This window comes from Vibrio sp. 378 (assembly GCF_033339435.1).
Genome location: NZ_JAWOUO010000007.1, coordinates 173,345 through 197,777 on the forward strand (window position 1 = coordinate 173,345; position 24,433 = coordinate 197,777).

Sequence of the window (24,433 nt, forward strand, 5' to 3'; positions counted from 1 at the left end):
CTGTAATTAACCTCATTTGATTGATAAACTCTGCTTTAGTTATTTCTTTATCAACTCTGGGTGTGCAATGGATAAATTAACAAGCATGAAAGTTTTCGCTTACGTGGTCGAACACGGCAGCTTTCGTAATGCAGCACACCACTTTGATATTTCACCGACCATGGTTGGCAAGCACGTGAGCTTTCTTGAGCAAAGCTTAGGTACACAGCTAATTCATCGCACCACGCGCAAACAGTCCCTGACCGAAGCTGGCAGACTCTACTATCAAGAGTGCCACCGCATTATTGAAGACATCACCAACGCAGAGAACCTGATCCAGACGCTGATCAACCGTCCAACCGGAACTGTAAAAGTTAACTGCCCTGTCACGTATGGCAAAAAGGTCATTGCTCCTATCGTGGCTGACTTCTTAGCTGAATTTCCCGATTTGAACGTTGAGCTAATGTTGGACAACAATTTGATTGACCCATATCGAAGCGAAGCTGACGTGATTATTCGAATCGGTGAGTTGGTCGATTCGTCGTTAGTCGCGAGAAAATTGGGTGAATACCACATGACTTACTGCGCCTCACCCTCTTACCTTGAGCAACATGCCCCTATCCAATCACTTGATGACTTAGCACACCATCATTGTTTGGGGTTTCAGTATCACCAAGGAGAAAGCCAACAAGTGGTGAACATGCCATCTAATACCTTTGGAAACAGCAACACCCGATTAACGTCTAACAATGGCGATGTACTTAAGTTCGCCGCGTTAAAAAGCTCTGGTGTTCTTATGCAACCAAAGATCTTAGTTGAGCAGGAAATCCAATCTGGTGCCTTGGTAGAAATTCTCCAGCAACATGCTCCCAAGCCAAAACCGATCCACCTGCTTTACCGTTCAAAACAGCTTTCCCTTAAAAACCGTACCTTGGTCGATTTTATTCTTTCTCATGTGAATCCATAACGTCACCCCATAAAGCGGCGACAATTTAACCATTTAATTAACTTTTATTGTCGATATGACAAATATTATTGCTTGTTAATTGTCTTTATTTTTCATGTTGTTAGTCAGAGACACCCATTAACTAGGCATAATTTATTGATTCACACCAATTGCATTGCTCTGACAAAGTGACTAGGATTGCCGCCTTTCCTGAGTGAACTATCAAAAAAATATCGAGAAATTTAATCTAATTTCTCTTCCTGTTCGTGTGCAATCACAACATTTACACTCATTTCAAATTGCATAAGCACATTCCTTTGCTTATGAAAACGACATTGATTTCTCAACGCTTTTAGTCACGTATGTGACTTTTTGGCTTGAGAGAGATTTTTATTCAAGGTAGGTCACAAGGACGCTACCCCTTGACTGCATTTACTGGAGGATAAGATGCCTAAAGGTCTAATGCTGACTGACTTAGCCATCGCTGGCTTACTATTGATTTTGGCAAAAGTCATTCGCGTTCACGCGCCATTACTACAGCGTATGTACATTCCATCGGCGGTTCTCGCAGGATTATTCGGTCTATTTTTTGGACCAGCCCTGTTAGACGTACTGCCTTGGACCGATACGTTTACCGCTAACGCAAGCCTATTAACTGCTGCACTTTTTTCTGCGTTAGGTCTGGCAACGGATGTTCCATCACCTAAAACCGTCGCACAGCGTGCTGGCTCATTGTGGGCGTTTAACCAAATCGCTTCTGTTTCTCAGTGGTTGTTTGCAGCAATGTTTGGTCTAGTTCTCACAACCTTCTTCTGGCCAGAGATTAATCCTGGCTTTGGTGTGACAATGTCTGCGGGCTTTATGGGCGGACATGGCTCTGCATCTGTTGTTGGTGAAATCTTCACGGGGCTTGGCTGGGAAGATGGCTTCACACTTGGCTTAACGTTCGCAACCGTGGGTATTTTCATCTCGATTTCTGTCGGCATGCTCATGCTGCAATTCGCATTGAAGATGGGTTGGATTCGTAGCTTTACGACCTTCGACAGCATGGACGAACACGAACGCAAAGGCCTTGTTAAGCCTGATGATCAAGAACCGGTAATGAAAGACACCATGTCTTCCCTGTCGGTTGATTCTTTCGCGATTCACGCTGCGTTAGTGGTTGTCGTAACCGCTTTCTCTTATGTCGCCGCCAACTACTTGTCTTCTTTCCACGATAAGGTGCAGATCCCGACGTTTGTAACTGGCTTCCTTGGCGGCATGCTTGTGCGAATCATCGCGAAACAAACGAAAGCTTCACGCTATCTTTGTGACGGTGCATTCAAACACGCTGCGGGCATCAGTACCGATTATTTGATTATCTTTGGTATCTCAGCCATCAAGATTACCGTCTTAGCCCAGTATTTAATGCCGATGGTAGTGCTTGCAATCGGCGGTATCGCCTTCACACTATGGCTAATCTTCTGGGTTGCCCCACGTATCATGGGCGAAGATTGGTTCGAGAAAGGCATTTTCTCTTGGGGTTGGTTAACCGGTACGGTTGCCATGGGTATTGCGTTACTTCGTATTGTTGATCCCAAAATGCGTAGCAAAGTACTTGATGATTACGCCATAGCTTATGTCCCTGGCTCAATCACTGACATCTTCATCATCTCTTTGATGCCAATCGCGATGTATAACGGCATGCACTGGCAATCGCTTGGTGTAGGATTAGGTTACATCGCAATTGTCTTATTTATTTGGCGATTCATTTTTAAACGTAACAGCAGTGCTCTGACACACGAATCTTAGTCGCTTTACTCGGGAGGATTTTATCCTCTCGAGTTCATTCCTTGGTTTTTATCAAAATCACTCCTCATCTCGAAAATAAGCAACTTGTTTTATATTTGAGATTTGCAATCTCGATCTCTTATTATCATTCTTTTTTAATACTTGACCTGAACGTTTCTATATCAGAATAGCCGCCTATTCGTTTCTAAAACATGGAGAAAGGCTGTGCGTCGCTCTCAAGGATTTACTCTTATTGAACTCATTGTGTGCATCATCATTCTTGGTATTGTAAGCGTCGTTGCATTTCCTAAATTTCTTGGCTTACAAAAAGATGCCAGAGTGGCGGTTCTATATGGAGCCAGAGAAGCACTCATGACCGCCAACAACTTTGTCTACACCAAAGCAGTGATTCAATCTCAAGAGACAGTAGATGGCGGCATACAATATAACATTGATCTAGATAATGACGGCCATAACGACCTAATTGGTTACTTTGGATTTATCAAAAATGTTATTCCAGCAAAAGAGCTAGCAGGCTTTGATCCGCAACTCACTATCAACACTTGGTATGGGGTAGACAGCCCAGACGAGCCCTACTTCCTTATTGGTTTTGCAAACAAGCCTGTTGGTCCAGAACATATGTGCTATGTCGAAGTTTACTACCCAGAAACTCCAGGTGGCCAAGTGAAATACAAAATACAAACTGACGATTGCTAATTCCCATATAGAGTGGCAGTAACACTTTTACTTTTGGTGTCTTCATCGTTATTGCAAGGTAATGGCTCCAAAACAACCATTAACAACTATTTCACATAATGTCGTCGCACAGTTAGCTCATAGAGATAAAACCAGTAATTTGCGCCGACACATGGCTATAATTGAAACAATCTATCGTTTTTAAACCCGCCTATAACTTGTGCTTGTAAACTCATCATTTCGCTCAATAATAGTTCTATAACAAATTCAATAATTTAAAGCGGGAGGCGTAATGAGAATATTCTGGCAGCTACGTTGGTATTTCCAACAAAAGTGGAGGCACTATGTCGGATCCATTCTGCTTTTCGCTGTGATATCAGCACTACAGCTTGTTCCGCCCAAAGCAGTTGGCATCATAGTTGACGGCGTCGTAGACAACACTTTAGATACAAATACGCTGATTCTATGGCTGTCAGGGTTAACTGTACTGATCTTTACCATTTATGGGTGTCGCATCTTATGGCGAATTTGGCTTTTCGGCGCAAGCTGGGAGCTCGGGACCATTCTACGTAACCGTCTATATAGGCATTTATCGACACAGCCACCTCGTTTTTTTGAACGTTACAAGACGGGGGATCTGATGGCTCGTGGCACTAATGATGTGCGTAATATCGTTATGACAGCCGGCGAAGGGGTTTTAACCGCCGCAGACTCTTTGATCACTGGTATTGCGGTTTTAATCATTATGGTAACGCAAGTAAGCTGGAAGCTCACCGTAATGGCGCTTCTTCCAATGCCATTTCTTGCCATCATCATCTTCTTTATTGTGCGCATCCTACATCAACGCTTTCGTGTCGCTCAGGAAGCCTTTTCTACCATGTCAGACATGACACAAGAGTCACTTAATGGCGTGCGAATGCTGCGTGCTTTCGGATTAGAAAACCAAGAGCAGCAACGTTTTGAAGAGGTTGTGGATGATACTGGCGAAAAGAACATCGCTGTTGCAAGAGTCGATGCTAGATTTGACCCGGCAATTCAGTTAACCATCGGTCTTTCTTTCCTTCTTAGTGTCGCTGCTGGTGCTTACCTTGTTGATAAAGGTGAGATCACGCTTGGTGATCTGACCGCATTTACGATGTATTTAGGGTTGATGATATGGCCGATGCTGGCATTCGCATTCCTATTTAACATTTTAGAAAGAGGCTCAGCTGCATGGAACCGACTACAAGAGATCTTTGATGAAAAGCCAGAAATTATCAGTGGTAATAAGCCAATAGAAAATAAACCACTTCCGTTAAAAATTGATATCGACGATTTCCACTGGTCTAGTGATTTACCGCCCGCTTTGACGGAAGTAAACATCGAACTTGAACCCGGAAAAATGTTGGGAGTTGCAGGGCCGGTAGGAAGCGGAAAATCGACTCTGTTAACACTACTTTTGCGTCAACATGATTTAGAAAACGGCTCAATTAAATTCGGGGATGTCGAGATCAAGGATGCCCTACTACCGCAGTGGCGCAACCGTTTTGCTGTCGTTAACCAAAGTCCGTTTCTATTCTCCAAATCTATCTTCGAAAATATTGCCTTAGGCAACCCTAATGCAGAGAAAGAAGAAGTCTATAGAGCAGCAAAGTTAGCCTGTATACATGACGATATTGAAAAGTTTCCTGAAGGCTATCAAACAGAAGTTGGTGAAAAAGGCATTACACTCTCCGGCGGGCAAAAACAACGTATTGCGATAGCACGCGCTATGCTGCTGAATGCTCAAGTGTTGGTTTTGGACGATGCACTTTCCGCTGTTGATGGACGGACCGAACATCAAATCCTTAAGAATTTGGAAACATACTACCGTAATCAGGCCCTAATCGTTATTGCGCACCGCCTCACCGCTTTGGAAGCAGCAGACGAGATCATTGTATTGAATCACGGACACATTACTGAACGTGGGCAACATAGCGCGTTATTAGCGCATAAAGGCTGGTACGCCGAGATGTTCGAGTATCAGAAACTAGAGCAGGCGATGGAGGAATAATGAATGAACCAGACCAGCACGTTTAAACGGTTAATGTCTTACCCATTATCTCAACCAAAGCCAATGATTAAAGGACTCGCCTTGCTGTTTATTGCAGCGTTAGCTAGCGCCGGCGGCCCTTGGTTGATTCAATATTTCATTGATGAGCACATCGCTAAAGGTGACTATTCACAAAGTGTTCTGATTTCGCTAGCAGTAGGTTATATCGCTCTTCAGATCGTATCGGCAACATTCCAGTATTTTCAGTCATTGCAATTTAGCATTGTCGCGGCTAACACGATCAAAGCGATTCGTAAGCAAGTATTTTCTGGCGTGATTAAGCAGCCGTTATCTGCGTTTGATTACACTCCTGCTGGAAAATTGGTGTCGCGAATCACCAACGATACGGAATCTTTACAGCAATTTTATGAGCTTTTGATCGCGACCGTGGTGAAAAACGTGGTCATGATTGTCGTAATGCTTGGCGTTATGTTTTTCATGAGCTGGAAGCTCACACTCGTTGTGCTTGTATTGCTGCCGATCGTCATCGGCTTTATGTACTTGTTTAAGCAGCTAAGTACAGAAAGCTACCGAAAGATGCGTGACCTATTGACCGATATAAATGCGAATCTGAGTGAATCCATTCAAGGGATGAGTGTCATTCAATTAATGCAACAAGAAGAGCGTTTTAATAAACAGTTCAACGAGCTAACCGCAGAGCATCTGGTGGCATCTAAACGAGTGATTCGGCTAAACGGCTATCTGCTAAGACCATTAATGGACTTACTCGCTGGTCTTGCGTTGCTTTGCTTGGTTGCGATCTTTGGTTTTAATGGTATTGAGTTGATTGGTGTGGGGGTACTGTATGCATTTATCAGTTATCTTGCGCGAGTTACTGAACCACTAATTGAGATGACTCAGCAACTTGCTCTACTTCAGCAGGCGTTAGTGTCAAGCGAACGTGTTTTTGAATTGATTGACGCGAAAGAACAAACTTACGGGGACGATCATCAACCATTAAGGTCAGGTGCTATCGAACTTAAAGACCTCACATTTAGCTACGATGGTAAACAGGACGTCCTAAAAGACATTTCGTTGAAGGCCAACCACCAAGACTTTATCGCGCTTGTCGGGCATACAGGAAGCGGTAAAAGCACATTAGCGTCACTGTTAATGGGCTTTTATCCAACGCAATGTGGTGAACTGCTCATAGATAGTCGTCCACTTAAAACATTAGGGAAAGACGTACTTCGCAAAGATGTGGCAATGGTTCAACAAGATCCACATATTCTCCCTGCTTCAGTCAGAGAAAACATCTCTCTCAGTCGGGCGGTTGATGACAATCAAATATGGGATGCGTTAGACAAGGTAGGTTTGGCAGAACAAATTCATCGTTACCCTAACGGGCTAGACACGCAATTAGGTCAAGGCGAAACTAATTTATCTGCAGGTCAGAAACAGCTTTTGGCGTTAGCACGTGTGCTTGTGGTAAAACCTAAGATATTGATATTAGATGAAGCAACCGCAAATATTGACTCAGGAACAGAGGCTTTAATCCAAAAGAGCTTGGCGGTACTCAGACAAGACATGACGCTCGTTGTTATTGCTCATCGGCTTTCAACTATCCTAGATGCAGACCAAATCATTGTTCTTCATCATGGGGAGTTAGTCGAGAAAGGCACACACAAAGCACTCTTAACGCAAAATGGTCGTTATGCTCAAATGTATCAGTTACAGCAAGCAAACCGACATCTACAACAGATTGAAGAAGACACCAAGCAACTCGAAGAAGCGGTGTGATTTTATGCCCGTGCCTTCTTTTTATTTAGTTGGTATGGGCATAATTGGTGTAACTTCAAAATTTAGCCTTGTTAGCTTCCAATTTCTTCATAATGTGAACTAATTTTCTATTTCTTACCTATTATTGACATAACCCCTCGCTATATCACGCAAGGTCGTTGTAAAATCGTACGGTACTTAAGTCTACTGCCTGTGGCATTGGGCCGAATTCCGCTTTCTAATTATGCACATTAATCTCATGACACAAGTCCATGGACAAAGATAAGTTTACTAACATCTATCGCTTGCCTGGTTCGATTCAAATTCGTATCGGTAAATGGCAAAAGACGTTCCGCGGCACCTCTGATTTAGTTTTACATCAGGCGCTAATGGAGCGTAATAAGCAATTTAAGAAGCCAGACTTTTTACCTAAAGGCTGGTGTGTCACTCCTATTGATGAAAACGACATTACCATTACGCATCACGGTAAATATATCCAAACCGTTATGCGCACAATGCTGGACAGAAAGGTCTCATACAAGCGACTGTTCCTATCTCGAATGAGTCTCGAAGATGGTGAAAAAGTGCTCCACAATTACAAGCTGGAGTGGGTAAGAAAACATAACCAGATCGCCAAAAAGTACAATCAAATTAAAAAGAAACAATATATGAATTTTGCAAGAGAAGAAGAGGAAACCCTCTACCCTTCGATTCCAAAGGGTGAGTTTGACAAAACATTATGGAACAAACTTGTCGTATCATCGTTTGGTCCGCAGAAAAAGTACAAAAACCCGCACTTTGTCCGTAAAGCCGATTTCTAAATAAACACCCCTAAAGTTAGGGGTGTTTATTTATACGTTAACTCACCAGTCGTAAGTTAAACTTGCAATAACATTTTGTCGGTCGCCATACCAACAAAAGCCATCACATGTCGCTATGTACTTTTTATCCGCGATGTTTTTAGCTGCGACTTGTAGCTTGTAATCGCCGATTCGATAACTGACCGTCGCATCCATTAAGAAATAACTTGGTACTTTTAGTCTCTCTTCGTTGTCTCCGTATGACTCACCTGTATAGCGCGCGCCTAAGCCAACAGCAAAGCCATCAAGAGGTCCATCAAAGAAACGATAATGTGCCCAAGCTGATGATACGGTATTAGCCACTTGGGAAGGTGTTTTGCCAACCCATGCCTTATTGATGTCTTCTTTTATCTCTGCATCAACGTACGCAATGTTCCCGATCAATGTTAAGGATGGTGTCACATTAGCTACAGCTTCAAACTCAACGCCGTTATTTTCTATTTTTCCTATTTGCGTTAATTCACTCAAGTAGATACGAGCCAAGTTTTCTTTTGTTGCCCGATACGTTGCAATATTGAAATAACCATCAAACGAATCCGGTTGGTATTTCATACCGATTTCAAATTGATCACCACTTTCAGGCTTCGCTGGCTTACCATTGCTGTCTTCTTGAATAATTGGATCAAAGTACTGAGAGTAACTAAAGTATGGCGTGAAGCCAGAATCAGAAATATAAGCCGTTCCCACGCTAAACGTCCACTCTCCATTATCGACTTTCGTGCGAGCACCCGTGGTAACATTATGTACTTCATTACTTGTATCGTCGTAACGTGCGCCCAATAACATCGCCCATTTATCGTTGATCAGCATATGATCTTGAAAGTAGACGCCGAGCTGCTGATTATCGATTTTCGTTCTTTGCTTATCGGTTTCGCTCAATGGTTGTAGCGTATTCGGATCGAGTAACATTATGTTATCCGAATAAGTAGGATTAAATACATTAAACCTAGGATCGGGCAAAGCTCCCATTGGTGTGTTTAATAATGCATTACCATTAGCAACTATAGGGTCATTGGCAAAATCTTTACCATCGATACTGATCATTTGAAAATCTATGCCCAACATCAAGTTATGCTCAACACTTCCCCAATTTACTTGGTGCATCAAACGATTATCGATATTAAAAGCATCAGATGACCCATCTTCTGTTGAAGCACCCCGAAGTATGGTTTTGCGTTCATTTGATGGGTCCAAAGCCGGCCCCAACGCAGGCACGTCAGCCGAGTAAACGTACGAATACATTTGTCTTAGCTTAACATCCATTTCGCTGTAACGAGCTGCTTGAACAAATGAAGTGGTATCATTAAATGCATGAGAAAACTCATAGCCTAAAGACACCTGCTCACGCTCAAACGTCTCCCAGTTAGGATTGCCTATCGCTAAACTATCACTGATCTTTCCATTTTTGTTTGGCGTTAACGTTCCTTCAACTGGCAAAAATTGCAGATAAGGATCTGAGTCGTCTTTTTGATAGCTCGTTAGAAAGGTAATTTCAGACGTCTCATTAAATTTGTACGTCATCGATGGAGAGAGAAGAATGCGCTCTGCTTCTACCCCACTAATTCTCGTCCCATTTTTTCTCGCTAACCCTTGAAAGCGGAAAGCTAGCTGCTCACTCACCTCAGAGTTTACGTCAAGAGAAAGTTGTTTACGGTCTTCAGAACCGTACTCCAAAGATACAAGTCCTGACCCCCCATCAAATTGAGGTCGCTTACTGACAACATTGATAACCCCACCTGGAGGGTTTTGCCCATAAAGAACAGACGCTGCACCACGTAAAACTTCAACCCTCTCTAACGCAAACGGATCTATTTGCCAACTATAGAAGCCAGAAGAATATAAACGGGTACCATCTTGATACAACCCGCTGTTCGCCTGTTTAAAACCACGAATAATAAACCAATCTTGCTTGTTATCTTCGCCAAAATAGTTAGTTTGAATGCTTGGTGTGTACTGTAGCGCGTCAGAAATGCTAATAGAGGCACGATCATCCATTTGCTCTCGCGTAACAACAGACACCGCTCTTGGAGTCTCATTGATGGCAATATCAGTTTTCGTCGCTGCCCGACTCTTCGCTCCAAGATAACTAAAATCAGGACCAACTGCACTGTCTTGCTGCTGTCCAATCACAACTATATTTTCATCTTCCAGAGCCAAGACATTTGGCGTTGATAAAGCTAATACAACCGCTATCGACGTTGGTGTCAGCATAAACTGCCGAGTCATATTCTTCTCCTTTTTGTCGGCAGCCAAACCAACCCTTCATGACTTCAGCGACCGCTGAAAGAAAAGCGAGTTACGGCATCGCCAGTTGTTTCCGTAAAAGACAAACCAGAGGTTTTGCATAAAGCACTCGCATAGGTTACGAATGCCACTACGAGTGCTTATTTGTATAAGTACTTTCTTGGTTGAGGCTTAGCTCATTTCTATAAGCGGCGTAAACCCCACATTAAATACAAACCGCCAATGAGAGACGCCATAAGCCCTGTTGGTATTTCTTGCGGGTAAAGGACCTGTCGTCCCAACCAATCAGCCAACAACATCACCCCTGCCCCCAGTATCGCGGCGCATAACATGTGTTGTGACGCTTTGTTAAAACCAAATAAGCGAGCTAAATGCGGAGCCAACAACCCAACAAAGCTAATCGGGCCAACAACCAATGTCGCACTGACCGTGAGACAAGCAACTAAAAGAAGCAGTATTGCGCGTGAACGATCAACTCGAATTCCAAGTGCTTTAGAGGAAGCGGCACCGACAGGAAGAATATCTAGCCATCTTACGCAGAGAAAACTCAACCCTATAAAGACAAGCGCAGATAAAGACAATGGGAGTAACGTTTCAACCGAGACATAGTAGGTAGACCCAGACAACCAAGCCAATGCTTGATAACTTCTTGGGTCACCAGTGGCTAGAATAAAGCTCTGTATTGCATTCATCAGTGCGGTTATCGCAATACCAGTCAACAAAATACGCTCCGACTGAAAGCCTGACTTACGGTTTAGCAGCACAATGACTAATACCGTCGCTAATGCGCCTACGAGCCCGCCTAGAGAAAGAGTGAAAATTGACGAACCAAACCCAGTAAACATCGCGATGATCAATCCCATCGCTGTCCCTGAACTGATACCGATCACTTCAGGACTTGCCATTGGGTTTCCACTTAGGCGTTGAATCATGGTTCCAGCAATCGCCAACATTGCCCCCGCAATTGCTGCTGCAAATAATCTAGGTGCGCGCCACTCCAAAAAAATCCAATTTTGGCTAGCAAATAAGTTTGCCCACCCTTCATTTTGCACAGCAACCGTGGCAAAAAGAACAACAGAAATTAACGTGCCGATCAACGCCAATGAGATCGCTTTAGGGTTTAGCTTGTAAACATGTTCACGATGTCGAGTTAACACTGTTTGAGTATGGCCCTGCGTCTTTTGTGATAAGCGAGGTAACAGCCATAACAGTAGCGGAGCGCCCAGTGCAGCGGTTGCTGCTCCCGTTGGTATAAAACTCGCCATTAGCCCCGGCAGTTGCTGAATAACCAAATCGGTTAAAGTCAATAACATGGCACCAATCAGCATTGATACCCAAAGCTTATGCTGGATTTTATTGATACCTATCAATCGAGTAATCGCTGGCGCCGCTAACCCGATGAAACCGATGATTCCTACGGCAGAAACCACCCAAGAAGTGATTAACACCGCAAGCCCAAGACAGACAAAACGCAACTTAGCTAGCGAGACACCTAAACTCTTGGCACCTTGCTCGGAGAGTTCCAACAGACTTAACGGCTTTGCAATCACAAATGCAACGACCGTAGCAAGTGCGATTCGAGGGGCAAGATACGAGAAATCTCCCCATCCACTCTGAACAAGCGAACCGGCTCCCCATATCATTAACCCATTCAGCTTTTCGGTATTCATCATCAGAATAACCGTACTTAATGATGCAAAGTACAGGTTTATCACTAACCCAGAAACGACGACAACCGTTGGAGATAACGCTCGTCGCCATGACAACAGCATCACCAACCCCATCGATATCACACCGCCGATGAGAGCAACCAAATTAGGCGCAATATCCAACATCCAAGGAGCGAATAGCGTAGCTAACATCAAAGCAAAACTTGAACCGCTCGCCACACCAAGTGTCGTGGGTGAAGCGAGAGGGTTACGCAGCACTTGCTGCATCAATACCCCAGCAACCGCTAATCCAGCACCAGATATAATCGTGGTGAAGACTCGAGGCCACCAGCTAAAGTGAAGTAAAACAGAATCGATAGATTGAAAGTTAGGCTCCCATAAACTGATTAGAGCCAACGAAAATGAGCTTACTTGGTACAATTGGAAAGCACCAATAGAAAAGGTAAATGCCGAAAGTAACACCACAAAGCTTAAAGGCATCGTTTTCATTGTGTTAACTCCTCGACCTTACTCGCCGTAACTAACTCTGCGAAACGGAAGGCTGAAGGCATAGAACCAAAACTCCAAACGGGCGCGACTTGCATTACCTTTTCACCAGATTGTTGAACAACATATTGCCAAAATGGGTCTTGAGAGAGCTGCTCCGCTCCACCGTAAGGTAATGGCTCTACGATAACAATTTGAGCTTTTATGCCAGCTAACTTGTCGATGCCAACTAGGCTAAAGCCCCAGCTATTCGTCTTTTCATTCCATGCATTACTCAGCCCAATCTTTTCGATAGCCTGAGAGTAAAGACTATTTTGACCAAAAACACGAACGTGCTTCGTATCCATAAACTGAATCATTAAAAGCGGCGGCTGGTCTTTGTTTATGCGCTGTTTTAATAAAGAGAAACGTTTTTCATATTGTTGGATAAGCGCCTCTGCTTCCGCTTCTCTTCCCAGTTCTTCACCAAACCTCCGAGTGAAACGAGTAAGTACCGACCAATCTGTGATCCCGCTTTCATATAAGTCAATGGTGGTAACGGGGGCAATATCGACTAAACGATGCTTCATTGAGGAGAAGTACGGGGCAATAAAAATACGGTCAGGTCTGAGCTCGTAAATACGCTCTATATTGGGTTGAGTTCTTAACCCTACATCCTTAGTTTGAGGTGGTAACGGTGGCGATTTTACCCAAGCATCGTAATCTTGCCCTTGAGCGACGCCTACGGGCACAACCCCTAACGCCAACATCGTTTCAGTTTGTGTCCAATCAACCGACATCACCCGATGTGATGCGTCAGCTAGTGCTTGAAAAGAACTGACCAAAAGCGCACTAAGTGAGAGAGCGAAAGAGAAATGTTTAAGTCGAGTGTTTGTACTGCTCATTATTCCAACCTTTAGCTTGGCATCGCCACCGGGTAACCCGCAGGGTGGTCAGAGATCATCATCTCTATCCCATATATGTCCCTCAACTTAGGTTCAGTAAACACCTGTTCAACATTGCCTTGTGCAATCAAATCACCTTGATGTAATGCAACGATGTAGTCGCAAAATCGTGCAGCCAAGTTGATGTCGTGTAATACGATAATAACGCCCAAGCCCAGTTCTTGACTGAGTTTAGAGATAAGCTTCAACATATCGACTTGATGGCTGATATCTAGCGCAGACAAAGGCTCATCAAGAAGCAAATACTCGGTTTTTTGGGCTAACAGCATAGCTAGCCACACACGTTGACGCTCTCCTCCAGATAACGTGTCCACTAAGCGATCTGCGTATTTTAGTGTGCCTGTCATCGCCATTGCTTCTTCAACAATGTCGTGATCTTTCTTACTCAAACGTCCAAGTAAACCATGCCATGGATAACGACCAAAACCGACTAAATCTCGACCTAAAATACTGTCGGTCACTGGAAGATGCTGAGGCAAGTAGGCAATGTGTTGGGCGAATTTTTTCGCTGAGAGATCGTTAATGCTCGTTCCATGCAGAACCACGTCACCAGCGGTGTATGGCTGTTGCTGTGCCAACAACTTTAACAATGTGGATTTTCCTGAACCATTGTGTCCAACAAGAGCGTATGTTTTTCCGGGTTCAAATGTCACATCAAACGCTTTTAGCAATGACTTGCCTTCAATCTCAAACTGGAGTGCTTTAGCTTCCAACATCCCTACTTCACCTAATAGCCATTTACGAATAACAGTTATTCAGAGCTCTCATTCGTTGATCACGTTTGCCGTTCTTATTCAACAGAACGATTAATAAGGGAGGTTTTATATAACAACAAAGATACAAATGCAAACCGTTGTCATTATCATTACACCAACAAGATCATTGAGAGAATTGCTAAGTGTTAGTGATAATTTGCTCTGCTGAACTTCATTAGTAAATTATAGGCAGGTCAACGAGAGCAGCGGTCTCCCACTGCTCTCGCATAAATTTGAACGAATACTGCAGCGTATGAAGAAATGAAAAATGCCGCAGTGAATACATTAATGACGAGCGTCAGCGCCAAACTCTACTTCTTTATAGATATCGGCCAGCGACTTTTTACCTTGTTTGTCTTTGGCTGAACGCTTTTTCTTAGTTTGATAATGGTATTCTTGCTCCTGAAGTGCTTGTTCGTGCTCTTTTGCTGACTCAACAAACTCAGGATTTGCAAGTGCTTGTTGGCGTAAGCGGTTTACTCTTTCAAGGGTTTCCCACAACATACTTCACCTCCAAACTTATTACTGTATATAAAAACAGTATTGTTTAAATATTCCTCCTCGTCAACATTTCAACTTTGTTACTGCTCTTCACATTAACCCCAAGCCTGTATAGTGCTCGGGATATTTGTGGATGATTTGCTTTATATAACCTTGATGCTCTCGCAGAGCATCAACACATTCTCGAGATAACCATCCCTGATATACCCATTTTTCAAGTTCTAACAATGCGTATGGGATGGACCACGCTTGTCTGTACGGATGGTGCGTCGTCATAAAATCAAAGGCATTCGCGACAGCCGTAATTTGCGCGGCGATTGGTATATCATCATTGGTTAAACCATAAGGATAACCAGTGCCATTTAAGTTTTCGTACTGATAAGTAACCATCTGCAAAAACAAAGTCACACTCGGGTGAACCGGATTTCCGATACGGGCAACTATGTCATCCGCTGAATCGATACAACGCTCAATATGTTGAATCAATATCGCCTCTTGTTCTTGAGAGTAATTTGTTCGGCGGCTAGCAATTTCAACTGGCAGCTGACTATCACCGAGCGCATGGAACTGAGCAAAAATACCAATATCTTCGACCATTTCGTCATTCAGGTGATAACGATCCGCTAACTGCGTTGCGATAATTTGACTGTAGTACTTCATGCGTTTGGTATGCGCGTAATACTCAGGTGAATAGCCTGGCATCATACATTGCATTCGGTTCGCTAGCGTTTCTATCGCATTGACTACTTGAGTCTCTGATTCAACCGCAAATCGAATCATTTCGAAATAAGGTTTAAGACCATTCAGCGCTTCTAAACTAAACGCATCACGTTGAGTGGAGTTCAAAAATACAAAACCAGTAAAAGCTTTATTGTCATAACAAGGAATAGCAGCCGACGACTGATATCCGTGTTTGAGTAAAATTTGAACCCGAGGACAGTGCTTAATATCATGAAGGTCTTCGACGATACGAGGAACCGCGTTTTTAGAGGCAATATTGAGGTGGTGGAGTTTACGGAATGCTGATTCGTGATGGGCTAAACACCAAGTGTCGAACTCACTTTCTGCAAATGACTTGAGCACATCTTGGTCTGGGTGATATTTTGCAAATGACACCCTATCAATACATGGCAAGTGCGCCTGCATCCTGCCTTTTAGCGTTTGCAGTTGCTCGTTAAGCGGTTTTGCAAACGGGTAAAAACTCCGGTGCGCCATGCTTCACCTCCACACCAAAGCAGAGAAACAAGAAAAGCTCATTGTGTTGCAAATTCAATGGTATTTTGAGCGGTTTTCTCCACTTAAATTATCGATATACCACAACTTAAGTGTACGAAATAAAAGCACATTTCTACCAATTTTTTCACCGGATATCTTACGGTAATTTGATCCAGATTAAAAAAGCCAACGAGCGAAACTCGTTGGCCTAACAATACTGATTGATTACGATGGATTCAGTAACTAGAAGTTATTCAAAGAACGTTCTAAACAACTAGCCTAGAGCAGGAAGCACACCCAGCGTAATTAACACCTGAGCGAATACGATGCCAGTGCCAGCGATGCCCGTTATCACTAACGCACCTTGACCACCTGCGACGCGGTACTCCCCAGTAAAATCATCCGATTTACGAACCTTGATCACCATAACCAAAGGCAAAAAGATGGCTAAAATCGCTAAGGCAATCGCTGCATAGCCCAAAGCCATAATAAAGCCTTGAGGATAGAAAAGTGCGAAGCCTAGCGGTGGAGTAAACGTCACTAGTGCCGCAATCAAACGATTAGGCTTATCGTTACTTCCTTTGATGGTATCACCCAAAAATTCGAATAGACCCAAACTCACGCCAAGGAACGATGTCAACAATGCCAAGTCAGCAAACACACCAACAATGCTACCCAAATTTGATTGGTGTACTGTCTGAGATAGTTGACCAATCAGTGCGCTCAACCCTCCGTTCTCAACAAGCGTACTTTGGCTAACCACACCCAACGTCACGATTTGCCAAAAGATATAAATAACGAGTGGAATCGTCGAACCAATAATAACGGCTTTGCGTAAAGAAGAAGTGTCACCGTCTAAGTAATTCACAATTGCAGGTATACTTCCGTGGAAACCAAACGAAGTAAAGATCACCGGAATCGCCGCTACAACAAGGCCTTGTTCGATTGGCATACTTAACAAGTAAGATTCCGTAACGTTTGGAGCAAGAAAAGAAAGCACCGCAACCATCGCAATGAGCTTCATCGCGAACAGAACTCGGTTTACTTTATCGACCGTACCGGTACCCACTGTCACAACTAAAGTCACAATCAAGGTAAAGATTATCGTTGATGTAGGCCCTGAAATATCGAGGTCAAACCATTGTGCAAGGCGGTCTCCGAACTGAGCACCACCGCCAGCGATATACGCTGCACATAATGAGTAGAAAAGAAACAACATCGCAAAACTTGCCACCCACTTGCCTTTTTGACCTAGGATCTGTTTCGCCAAAGTATGAAGTGTAGCACTACTCTCCGCATGTTGATGAAGCTCAAGCATAAGCAAGGCAGTGAAAGCCATCAGAGCCCATAAGCCTAGCATGATGATAATAGAAGTTGAAAAACCAATGCCGGCAGAGGCAAGTGGAAGCGCTAGCATACCAGCGCCTATTGTAGTGCCCGCAATAATTAGCGTACTACCGAATACTTTAGAACGACTCATTGTATATTAATCTTTACACTTTATTAGAAATTATCAGTATTAGATCGGGCAACGGCGGACCGAAACCAACACCATATTTGTATTGCCGTCGATATTGTAGGATCTTTAGCAGAAGATCAAGCAAAGTGTAAGGATAAAAAACCACACATGTAAACTATAATTTACACCTTACTGATATTTAACAATAACTGTGTGCATTCTTCCCTGTTCATGAACTTGGGAACAGGGTAATTCCAGTGCGCCTCTTTCAGAATTAAATCAACAAGCGCATCAGCATCTTCACGTTGAATGAGCGCACTGGTTTGCTCAATATCAATAGTTGAAAACAAGGACTCCAGATTCGCCAAAAAATGCTGAGCACTTGCGTTACCTAACTGCCCCTCGGCCGTCAACTCATCGAGCTTTCTTAGTTGAGGCTCAATCTCTGATAATGAAAAGCGCAGCACAGGCAACAAGGCTAATCCGTTTGCCATACCATGAGGTATTCCATATCTCGCACCGAATGTGTGAGCAAAGGCATGAACATAACCCAAACTCGCTTTGGTAAATGCTAAACCCGCGTAATAGGATGCCATAGCCATTTTATGACGAGCTTCGACATCATCCCCTTGCATCACAGCCCTAGGAAGATATTTAAAAATGAGTTTAATAGCGGCAACCGAATAAGCCATCGTTTCTTGAGTAGCGTTTTTCGATACATAGGCCTCAATAGCGTGGGTTAATGCATCAACGCCAGTATCAGCCGTGATCTTAGGAGGTAAACCAATCATTAAATTCGCATCTAAAGCTGCCATTAGTGGCACCAACTTTGGATCCATTAAAGGGGTTTTAATGTGTGAGGAGGGATCTGACACGACCGCAGCGATAGTAACTTCACTTCCGGTTCCAGCCGTTGTTGGAATAGCAAAAAGCGGTGCTGGCATTCGCCATACCTTCAATAGTCCAGCTAATTTTTTTATTGGCCGTTTATTGGTAACTTTCGCAGCAATAACTTTTGCACAATCCATTGCAGAGCCGCCACCCAAAGCTAATATGCCCTCACAATGAAAACGATGATAAGCCTCTAGACCGCTCTCAACCTGATCATAGGTAGGATCGGGCTTAACTTGCGAGAAAACATCTAACTGTAAATCGAGTTGTGCTGCTGCCTCAAGCACCTTATCTACAATACCGACTTGGACTAACCCTTCGTCGGTTACTAACAAAACGCGTTTAAATCCCAGCTCGGCCATCGATTCTAATAGCTCATTCATCGAACCAGGGCCGGAAAACAAGGTTGGTCTCGGCATAGGAAGGATAAGGGCTGCTATTTTTAACCCTGCGGTGTAAGTCCGATATAAACGATGCTTCAACATACGAAATCCTTTTCATTTAGAGCTATCATTCTAGCTACTTTTACCACCTATGCTTACTTTGCAATCACACATTTTCAATAAACTTATCTCACCAAAAAGGCTAACATCGCTGGGAAGCCGTACCATTTTATTATCTTTCCTCAACAACATGAGCTACAGAGAAAATATTTTCAACGACGCTCTATTGTCATGTTGTTAACAAGCTGCTTTACCTAATACTCTGTTAGTTACAGAGCAAGCCTCGAAGAAGTCTTCTTATTTTTTGCCTTCAAGAACAACAATATAAATTCTGTTAATCACACATCAATACCGTGTGTCTCTGGTTGAGCCCGAACACGATTTACAAAAATAAAAATAAGAATGCGTTACATCATGATTTATTGTCGTTTTCAAATAAGTCAACAAGAGCAACAATAATCTTTCAAAACTTATACTTAGTTCAAATATCTGACTCTTAACCATGAGCTTCAGGTGATATTATTATGCAACTAGGATTATTATCCCGCCCATAATCAAAACTATGTCTAAACGCCCACCTTTTTGGGGTCTATTCGCTGTCGTACCCAATCTTTCCTATCACCTTCTGATTTGGGTTTAGCGTGGGCTAATTAGCAATGTCGGTATAAACCATGAATCATTCTTGCCATTCCCATACGGACATGGGCTTTGAAGTCGATCTGAAACAAGCACTTATCTGGGTTGCTCGAGCACTCGACTATGTCGGTGTTGATGATACGCACCATAGCCATCGTGTCGCTTACATCGCTTACCAATGTGCTCGGGTCATGAACTGGGAACCAGAAAAAGCGGAGTTTTGCTACTTCGCAGGGATGATCCACGATTGTGGGGTCTCCGAAACACAAGAACATAAAATGTTACTTGAGGAGTTGGTGCCACAAGATGTAAAAACACATTGCTTAAGAGGATACCGAAGCCTCAAGCAGTGTCGTTTGTTGCGTCAGTTTGCTACACCTGTTCTTTACCACCATACACATTGGAGTGAACTAAAATATCTTGATTTACCGCCTTTTGAAAAAGAGGTCGCTGCCCTACTCTATTTAGCCGACCGTCTCGATTTTATGCGTTCCAAATACGTCATGAACTGCCACTGTGACATTGTCACACTTCATGAAGAACTAATTGCAGAGTGCATCATGGCAAACGCTGGAACTTTGTTTAATCCAGACATGGCTAAGGCAATGGTTAAGCTCGTTATGACCGACGCATTTTGGTTCGCGATGGAGTCTGAAAATATAGAAACCATCGGATTAAACTTTAAAAGCATTGATTGGCTTCAAAAACAGCTCACCATCCAAGATATGAATAGTTTGGGCATGTTTATCGCTCGAATTGTTGACGCAAAAAGCCCATTTACTTATCAACATTCGCAAAAAGTGGCGGAGTTATCTCGGTATCTAGCCATCAAGCTTGGGCTCTGTGAGCACGACCAAGAGATGTTATTTATTGCTGGGTTGGTGCATGATATCGGAAAGTTAAAAACACCAGATGAGATTCTTCATAAAGAAGGCTCTCTTAATAAACAAGAGTATACGCGTATTAAACGCCATACAATTGATACTCAGCTCGCATTACACAAAGTGTTTCCCAACGCTAAAATAGCGGAGTGGGCCTCTAATCATCACGAGCGTTTGGACGGTTCTGGCTATCCTTATCATAAAACAGGAGACGAACTCGATGTACCATCGCGTATTGTCGCGGTTGCCGATGTTTTTCAAGCTCTGTCTCAGGACCGTCCCTACCGAGGACGAATGGCTCAAGCACAAATCGCCGCGATTATGGGCGAGCAAGTCGCTAAACAAGAACTTTGTTCTGACGTCTATGCAGTGCTAGAGCGAAACATGACCGAGTGTTACAAGCTATCAACTAATGTTTAATCGATAAAGGGCGTATCTACGCCCTTTGCTGATTTTGTGCTGGTTGCAAACCAATCATTTTGCAATATCAAGTACATTGTCTCGCACACCATTGATTCTGAACCAACCTGCAATACTGAAACGCTCAGCATTGGTCGGTAAAACCTCATGCGGGAATTGCTCAGATAAGAATAAAAGTAAGCGTCCCGATTGAGGAGGGATGGTTGCTATCTTATTATCATTTAGATCGTAAACCACCAATTCACCTGCATCCTTTTCCGTCCAAGATTCGTTCATGTAAAAAACGGTTGTCAATCGACGGTTTTCATTGCCCTTAAAACAATCTAGATGCTTTTGGTAGAAATCCCCTTCCTCGTACTTGGCAAAGTGAGCTTCATACTCAAAAAGTCCCAGAAACAAGTGACGGTTCACTTCTTGGCGTATTTCTTCCATCTTATCTAAGTAAGAAGTAACCGCGTGCCCCATATTGGGCGATAACCATTGAATTTTGTCACTTCGAATTGACTCAATATGAGTCACATCGTCATTACGACCAATACGCGCTTTTTTCCAGTTACTTGGAGTGCAGTCTCGTAATTGAGCCACTTCTTGTTCAGAAAGAAAATCATCCCAGATGTAGTAGCCATGGGTTGCTAACGCATCGATCATTTTATCCATTATTGTCGTTCACTCATATTAGTTGGGCGGTCTATATAAAAAATCTTCAACCCCACAACAAATGCGATTTTTTGTCGAAACGACAACAAAATAAAAAGAGAGTAAAAATAGGTGATGACGAATATAAAAATGCCGCTCATATGAGCGGCAATATCTTTTATTATTGACGAGCTTCTAATCTGGTTGGATGAACTCGCAACGGACTAAGACGTTTAATAGTCGGGCGTTGTTTGTTTTTTAACTGGATATGACAAAGTTCCAGAATTAAGCCGAATGCCATCGCAAAATACACATAACCTTTGTTGATATGAATTTCGAAGCCTTCTGCCATCAATAAACCACCTAACAAAACGAGGAATAACAAAGCAAGTGTCTTAAAACCAGGGTAACACGACACCAGGTTATTGATTTTTTCGGCTGTCATGACCATCACGATAGCAGAAGAAACAATCGCTGCGACCATAAGTGGGACATCACTTGTCAAACCAACGGCGGTTATCACCGAGTCCATCGAGAATACAGCATCCACGGCAACAATCTGCAACAGAACTACCGCTAAACCAGTACGGGCGTGAGTTGAGTGAGCCGACTCGTTGTGATTTAACCAACTCCACAACTCTTTCAGGCTTTTAGCCAAGAGGAATGCACCACCCGCAATCATGATAACGTCTCTTCCGGTAAACGCTTGGTTCGCCAAAGAAAATAGCGGTTGAGTCAATTGCATGATCCAAGAGATTGAAAACACTAAACCAATACGAGCAATAACAGCAAGACCAATACCAAGGTTTCTTGCCAGCTTACGTTGGTGCAGCGGCAGTCTTTCACATAAGACAGAGATAAAAACGACGTTATCAACGCCTAAGACAACTTCAAGCGCAAACAAAGTGGCGAAAATAGCCCAAGCTTCTGGTTGCATAAAAAGTTCTAGCATGAGTATGTCTCCAATAATAAGAAGACATATGGTGAAGGATTTTGTCGACTAAAGGGGTCGTCCATTAATTATTTATACCTTTGTTACTGAGGGATCATGAGTAAATCACCAAACAATCAACAAAACAATATCTATTTTAATTAACAAGGAACAAGTTTAATTCGTGTACAAATCAATCAACTCCTCCAAATTGATTAAAATTACATAGAAGCTTTAGAATTGAATAAATGAAAGCATTAAAGTCCAACAAAACTAAGATAAATTTCTAGACTTATAAGCACCATCAACCCTTATGCAACCCATTAAATGCATTGAGCTCAAAGAGAAACAGGCGTGTTTCCGAGATAAACAATAGTAAAAATTTGTTTCATGCTGATATACTGCCAAAAATCATAAGAAACCATGCTATTTATGGACTACATTGCTCTTTCGCGTATAAGCCTTAAACATCTAACTGTTTTACATATGTTGTTAACCACTCACAGCGTCACACTTGCGGCAGAACGCTTGTGTGTAACACCATCGAGCGTCAGTAAAACGCTCGGACAGTTGCGCGAAACGCTAAAGGATGACCTTTTTTATCGTGATGGCACTCGCTTAGTGCCGACAGCATTTGCGCTGCATATAGGCCCATCAATCCATGGCATACTCTCCAGTATGAATGGATTATTACATCAAGGCTCTTTCAATCCGGCTTACTATCAAGGTAGTTTTTCATTAGCAATGCGTGAAAGTTCATTTGAGCTCTTTGCGCCAGTTCTACAGCACTTGTCCCAACAACTGAGCAACCACGCGCACTTGAATGTCCATGCGAAAGAGGAAATGAGCTTCGATGCATTAGCAAGAGGTCAAGTGGATTTTTTGTTGCTTCCTCACGATCTCAGCCAACCACCCACACAAAATAAAGACTTGGTCTGGAAAACCATTTTGAAAGACGAAATGGTTTGCTTAATGAGAGCATCGAACCCACTCGCTGAGCAACCCTTATCTGTTGAAAGTTACCTTTGTGCAAGACACATCGGTATTCATGATAAAGATCTGTCACAACCTTATTTTGAGCAAAATCTCACCCAAAGGCATTCAAAGCGAAACTTGGCCATGCGTGTAGCCGACTTTGGTTCAGCTGCTGTGATGTGTCAGCACTCGGATTACTTGTTCACATGCTCCAAGCTTTGGGCAAGAGCGGCAATGCAAGCAAAAGGTTTGGTTGAACAAGCTCTTCCATTCGATTACGGACAGGTAGCCTACAGCCTCGTTTGGAACAAAGCGAGCTTAAACGATCCCGCTTTAAAATGGTTGCAGCAACAATTACTCGACGCCTGCGCCATGTTAGATGCCTGTGATGCGTAAGCATAGATAAACAACGGTACTACGTGAGTACTGTCGGCACTGTGATAGGGTTACTCACGTAGCATCGAAGCTCTGATTTTAAGCGTTCGATATCATGATGAGAGCACATATCCCAAGTTAACGCCTCCCCCACTACTCCGTGATGCTGAAAGGCATTTAAACGTATAATCACCGATTCAGGAAGAGTACTCAAGTAACGTCCAATTGCTACGATTTCTATATCTAAATCACTTTTTTGGGGAATATGCAGTAAGCGGACCTCGTACAATTTTTCGTGCTCAACAAGGTACTGAAGGGTTTTAAATACACGATGATTATCACGCCCAGTTAGCCACTGATGCGTCTCCGTCTGCCACGCTTTCAAATCGATCATTGCGCCATCCAGAAAAGGTAGAATACGCTGCCAACCAGCAACCGCTAAAGAACCGTTACTGTCGATGAAACAAGAGAGGTGCCGTAATTCAGGATCTTGTTTTATCCCTTTAAACAGCTCAATAATGAAAGGAAGTTGTAAGGTAGATTCCCCACCGGATACAGTAACACCACTGATGAAAAAGCGATGTTTGCGTATCAAATCGAGCATTGTTACTACAGAGTAGTCAGTAATTTTTGGATTAGATTGGTTCTGACATATCTCTATACAATGATCGCAGTGGGTGCACTCCTCTTTAAGCCAAACAACGTTGTTGTTTTCGTCGAACTTCAATGCGCCTGCTGAACATTCACTCACACACTCACCACAATGATTACAATGGTTTATCGTGTGAGGATTGTGGCAGTTCAAACACTGATAGTTACAACCCTGTAGAAAGATGACTAGACGATTTCCTGGCCCATCAACACAAGAGAAAGGAAGGATACGAGTGACTTTTGCCAAAAGGCTTCCACTTCGTCTAGACATCTTGTTCT

The 24,433-nt window shown here is 43.1% G+C and carries 19 protein-coding genes; 8 read left to right on the top strand and 11 right to left on the bottom strand.

What is annotated here, in order from left to right:
• The first annotated feature begins 67 nt into the window (after positions 1-67).
• The 6 genes from R7Q48_RS14825 (at position 68) to R7Q48_RS14850 (ending at position 8,002) form a co-directional block, all read left to right on the top strand.
• A complete protein-coding gene (locus R7Q48_RS14825) occupies positions 68-946 on the top strand; it encodes a LysR family transcriptional regulator (RefSeq protein ID WP_005377700.1) in 879 nt (292 codons plus the stop codon).
• A 426-nt stretch (positions 947-1,372) separates the two neighbouring features.
• The gene (locus R7Q48_RS14830; RefSeq protein ID WP_191116126.1) at positions 1,373-2,716 is read left to right on the top strand and encodes a sodium/glutamate symporter; all 1,344 of its coding nucleotides are present in this window, start codon (positions 1,373-1,375) and stop codon (positions 2,714-2,716) included.
• A gap of 204 nt (positions 2,717-2,920) precedes the next feature.
• On the top strand, positions 2,921-3,412 hold the full coding sequence (locus R7Q48_RS14835) for a type II secretion system protein (RefSeq protein WP_005377704.1): 492 nt from the start codon (positions 2,921-2,923) through the stop codon (positions 3,410-3,412).
• Between the two features lie 271 nt (positions 3,413-3,683).
• Positions 3,684-5,423, top strand: a complete 1,740-nt coding sequence (locus R7Q48_RS14840) for an ABC transporter transmembrane domain-containing protein (protein ID WP_047102217.1) — start codon at positions 3,684-3,686, stop codon at positions 5,421-5,423.
• 3 nt (positions 5,424-5,426) lie between these two features.
• Positions 5,427-7,202, top strand: coding sequence for an ABC transporter transmembrane domain-containing protein (locus tag R7Q48_RS14845; RefSeq protein WP_005377709.1), 1,776 nt, complete (start codon positions 5,427-5,429; stop codon positions 7,200-7,202).
• 251 nt (positions 7,203-7,453) lie between these two features.
• Positions 7,454-8,002, top strand: a complete 549-nt coding sequence (locus R7Q48_RS14850; RefSeq protein ID WP_005377712.1) for a hypothetical protein — start codon at positions 7,454-7,456, stop codon at positions 8,000-8,002.
• 42 nt (positions 8,003-8,044) lie between these two features.
• Here the strand turns inward: R7Q48_RS14850 and R7Q48_RS14855 are convergent, their stop codons facing one another.
• From R7Q48_RS14855 to R7Q48_RS14890, 8 genes are all read right to left on the bottom strand, one after another.
• A complete protein-coding gene (locus R7Q48_RS14855; RefSeq protein ID WP_213970445.1) occupies positions 8,045-10,267 on the bottom strand; it encodes a TonB-dependent siderophore receptor in 2,223 nt (740 codons plus the stop codon).
• 200 nt (positions 10,268-10,467) lie between these two features.
• On the bottom strand, positions 10,468-12,444 hold the full coding sequence (gene fhuB, locus R7Q48_RS14860) for a Fe(3+)-hydroxamate ABC transporter permease FhuB (RefSeq protein WP_256903199.1): 1,977 nt from the start codon (positions 12,442-12,444) through the stop codon (positions 10,468-10,470).
• The gene (locus R7Q48_RS14865) at positions 12,441-13,325 is read right to left on the bottom strand and encodes an iron-siderophore ABC transporter substrate-binding protein (protein ID WP_256903198.1); all 885 of its coding nucleotides are present in this window, start codon (positions 13,323-13,325) and stop codon (positions 12,441-12,443) included. The genes fhuB and R7Q48_RS14865 overlap by 4 nt, the downstream gene beginning before the upstream one ends.
• Before the next feature lie 11 nt (positions 13,326-13,336).
• Positions 13,337-14,101: an ABC transporter ATP-binding protein gene (locus R7Q48_RS14870; RefSeq protein ID WP_005377721.1), complete on the bottom strand. Its 765-nt coding sequence runs from the start codon at positions 14,099-14,101 to the stop codon at positions 13,337-13,339.
• Positions 14,102-14,425: 324 nt separating this feature from the next.
• Positions 14,426-14,644 (bottom strand): hypothetical protein, encoded by a 219-nt coding sequence (locus tag R7Q48_RS14875; protein WP_005377723.1) that lies wholly within the window; start codon positions 14,642-14,644, stop codon positions 14,426-14,428.
• Between the two features lie 87 nt (positions 14,645-14,731).
• Positions 14,732-15,856 (bottom strand): HD-GYP domain-containing protein, encoded by a 1,125-nt coding sequence (locus R7Q48_RS14880; protein ID WP_053303104.1) that lies wholly within the window; start codon positions 15,854-15,856, stop codon positions 14,732-14,734.
• Between the two features lie 274 nt (positions 15,857-16,130).
• Entirely contained in the window at positions 16,131-17,336 is a 1,206-nt protein-coding gene (locus tag R7Q48_RS14885) for an aromatic amino acid transport family protein (protein ID WP_033905238.1), read from the bottom strand.
• Positions 17,337-17,497: 161 nt separating this feature from the next.
• Positions 17,498-18,691 carry an iron-containing alcohol dehydrogenase gene (locus tag R7Q48_RS14890; protein WP_054574120.1) on the bottom strand — a complete coding sequence of 398 codons (1,194 nt, stop codon included), beginning with the start codon at positions 18,689-18,691 and terminating at the stop codon, positions 17,498-17,500.
• A 629-nt stretch (positions 18,692-19,320) separates the two neighbouring features.
• Between R7Q48_RS14890 and R7Q48_RS14895 the strand changes: the two genes are divergently transcribed.
• Complete coding sequence (locus R7Q48_RS14895; protein WP_256903197.1) at positions 19,321-20,586, top strand: HD domain-containing phosphohydrolase; 1,266 nt, start codon at positions 19,321-19,323, stop codon at positions 20,584-20,586.
• 54 nt (positions 20,587-20,640) lie between these two features.
• Here R7Q48_RS14895 and R7Q48_RS14900 read toward each other — a convergent pair whose 3' ends face one another.
• Positions 20,641-21,243, bottom strand: coding sequence for a 2OG-Fe(II) oxygenase (locus tag R7Q48_RS14900; protein WP_256903196.1), 603 nt, complete (start codon positions 21,241-21,243; stop codon positions 20,641-20,643).
• Positions 21,244-21,403: 160 nt separating this feature from the next.
• Complete coding sequence (locus tag R7Q48_RS14905; protein WP_005377734.1) at positions 21,404-22,174, bottom strand: TerC family protein; 771 nt, start codon at positions 22,172-22,174, stop codon at positions 21,404-21,406.
• Between the two features lie 411 nt (positions 22,175-22,585).
• Here R7Q48_RS14905 and R7Q48_RS14910 point away from each other — a divergent pair, with 411 nt between their 5' ends.
• The gene (locus R7Q48_RS14910) at positions 22,586-23,524 is read left to right on the top strand and encodes a LysR family transcriptional regulator (RefSeq protein ID WP_005377737.1); all 939 of its coding nucleotides are present in this window, start codon (positions 22,586-22,588) and stop codon (positions 23,522-23,524) included.
• Positions 23,525-23,543: 19 nt separating this feature from the next.
• On the opposite strand, the gene R7Q48_RS14915 is transcribed toward R7Q48_RS14910, so the two are convergent.
• Entirely contained in the window at positions 23,544-24,425 is an 882-nt protein-coding gene (locus R7Q48_RS14915; protein ID WP_031778972.1) for a YjjW family glycine radical enzyme activase, read from the bottom strand.
• Positions 24,426-24,433: the final 8 nt, after the last annotated feature.

What these genes read in the sequence shown, in the direction of transcription:
- R7Q48_RS14825 (WP_005377700.1), top strand. Translation starts at nt 68, where the DNA reads ATGGATAAATTAACAAGCATGAAAGTTTTCGCTTACGTGGTCGAACAC.
- R7Q48_RS14830 (WP_191116126.1), top strand. Translation starts at nt 1,373, where the DNA reads ATGCCTAAAGGTCTAATGCTGACTGACTTAGCCATCGCTGGCTTACTA.
- R7Q48_RS14840 (WP_047102217.1), top strand. Translation starts at nt 3,684, where the DNA reads ATGAGAATATTCTGGCAGCTACGTTGGTATTTCCAACAAAAGTGGAGG.
- R7Q48_RS14845 (WP_005377709.1), top strand. Translation starts at nt 5,427, where the DNA reads ATGAACCAGACCAGCACGTTTAAACGGTTAATGTCTTACCCATTATCT.
- R7Q48_RS14850 (WP_005377712.1), top strand. Translation starts at nt 7,454, where the DNA reads ATGGACAAAGATAAGTTTACTAACATCTATCGCTTGCCTGGTTCGATT.
- R7Q48_RS14855 (WP_213970445.1), bottom strand. Translation starts at nt 10,267, where the DNA reads ATGACTCGGCAGTTTATGCTGACACCAACGTCGATAGCGGTTGTATTA.
- fhuB (WP_256903199.1), bottom strand. Translation starts at nt 12,444, where the DNA reads ATGAAAACGATGCCTTTAAGCTTTGTGGTGTTACTTTCGGCATTTACC.
- R7Q48_RS14865 (WP_256903198.1), bottom strand. Translation starts at nt 13,325, where the DNA reads ATGAGCAGTACAAACACTCGACTTAAACATTTCTCTTTCGCTCTCTCA.
- R7Q48_RS14870 (WP_005377721.1), bottom strand. Translation starts at nt 14,101, where the DNA reads ATGTTGGAAGCTAAAGCACTCCAGTTTGAGATTGAAGGCAAGTCATTG.
- R7Q48_RS14875 (WP_005377723.1), bottom strand. Translation starts at nt 14,644, where the DNA reads ATGTTGTGGGAAACCCTTGAAAGAGTAAACCGCTTACGCCAACAAGCA.
- R7Q48_RS14880 (WP_053303104.1), bottom strand. Translation starts at nt 15,856, where the DNA reads ATGGCGCACCGGAGTTTTTACCCGTTTGCAAAACCGCTTAACGAGCAA.
- R7Q48_RS14885 (WP_033905238.1), bottom strand. Translation starts at nt 17,336, where the DNA reads ATGAGTCGTTCTAAAGTATTCGGTAGTACGCTAATTATTGCGGGCACT.
- R7Q48_RS14890 (WP_054574120.1), bottom strand. Translation starts at nt 18,691, where the DNA reads ATGTTGAAGCATCGTTTATATCGGACTTACACCGCAGGGTTAAAAATA.
- R7Q48_RS14895 (WP_256903197.1), top strand. Translation starts at nt 19,321, where the DNA reads ATGAATCATTCTTGCCATTCCCATACGGACATGGGCTTTGAAGTCGAT.
- R7Q48_RS14900 (WP_256903196.1), bottom strand. Translation starts at nt 21,243, where the DNA reads ATGGATAAAATGATCGATGCGTTAGCAACCCATGGCTACTACATCTGG.
- R7Q48_RS14905 (WP_005377734.1), bottom strand. Translation starts at nt 22,174, where the DNA reads ATGCTAGAACTTTTTATGCAACCAGAAGCTTGGGCTATTTTCGCCACT.
- R7Q48_RS14910 (WP_005377737.1), top strand. Translation starts at nt 22,586, where the DNA reads ATGGACTACATTGCTCTTTCGCGTATAAGCCTTAAACATCTAACTGTT.
- R7Q48_RS14915 (WP_031778972.1), bottom strand. Translation starts at nt 24,425, where the DNA reads ATGTCTAGACGAAGTGGAAGCCTTTTGGCAAAAGTCACTCGTATCCTT.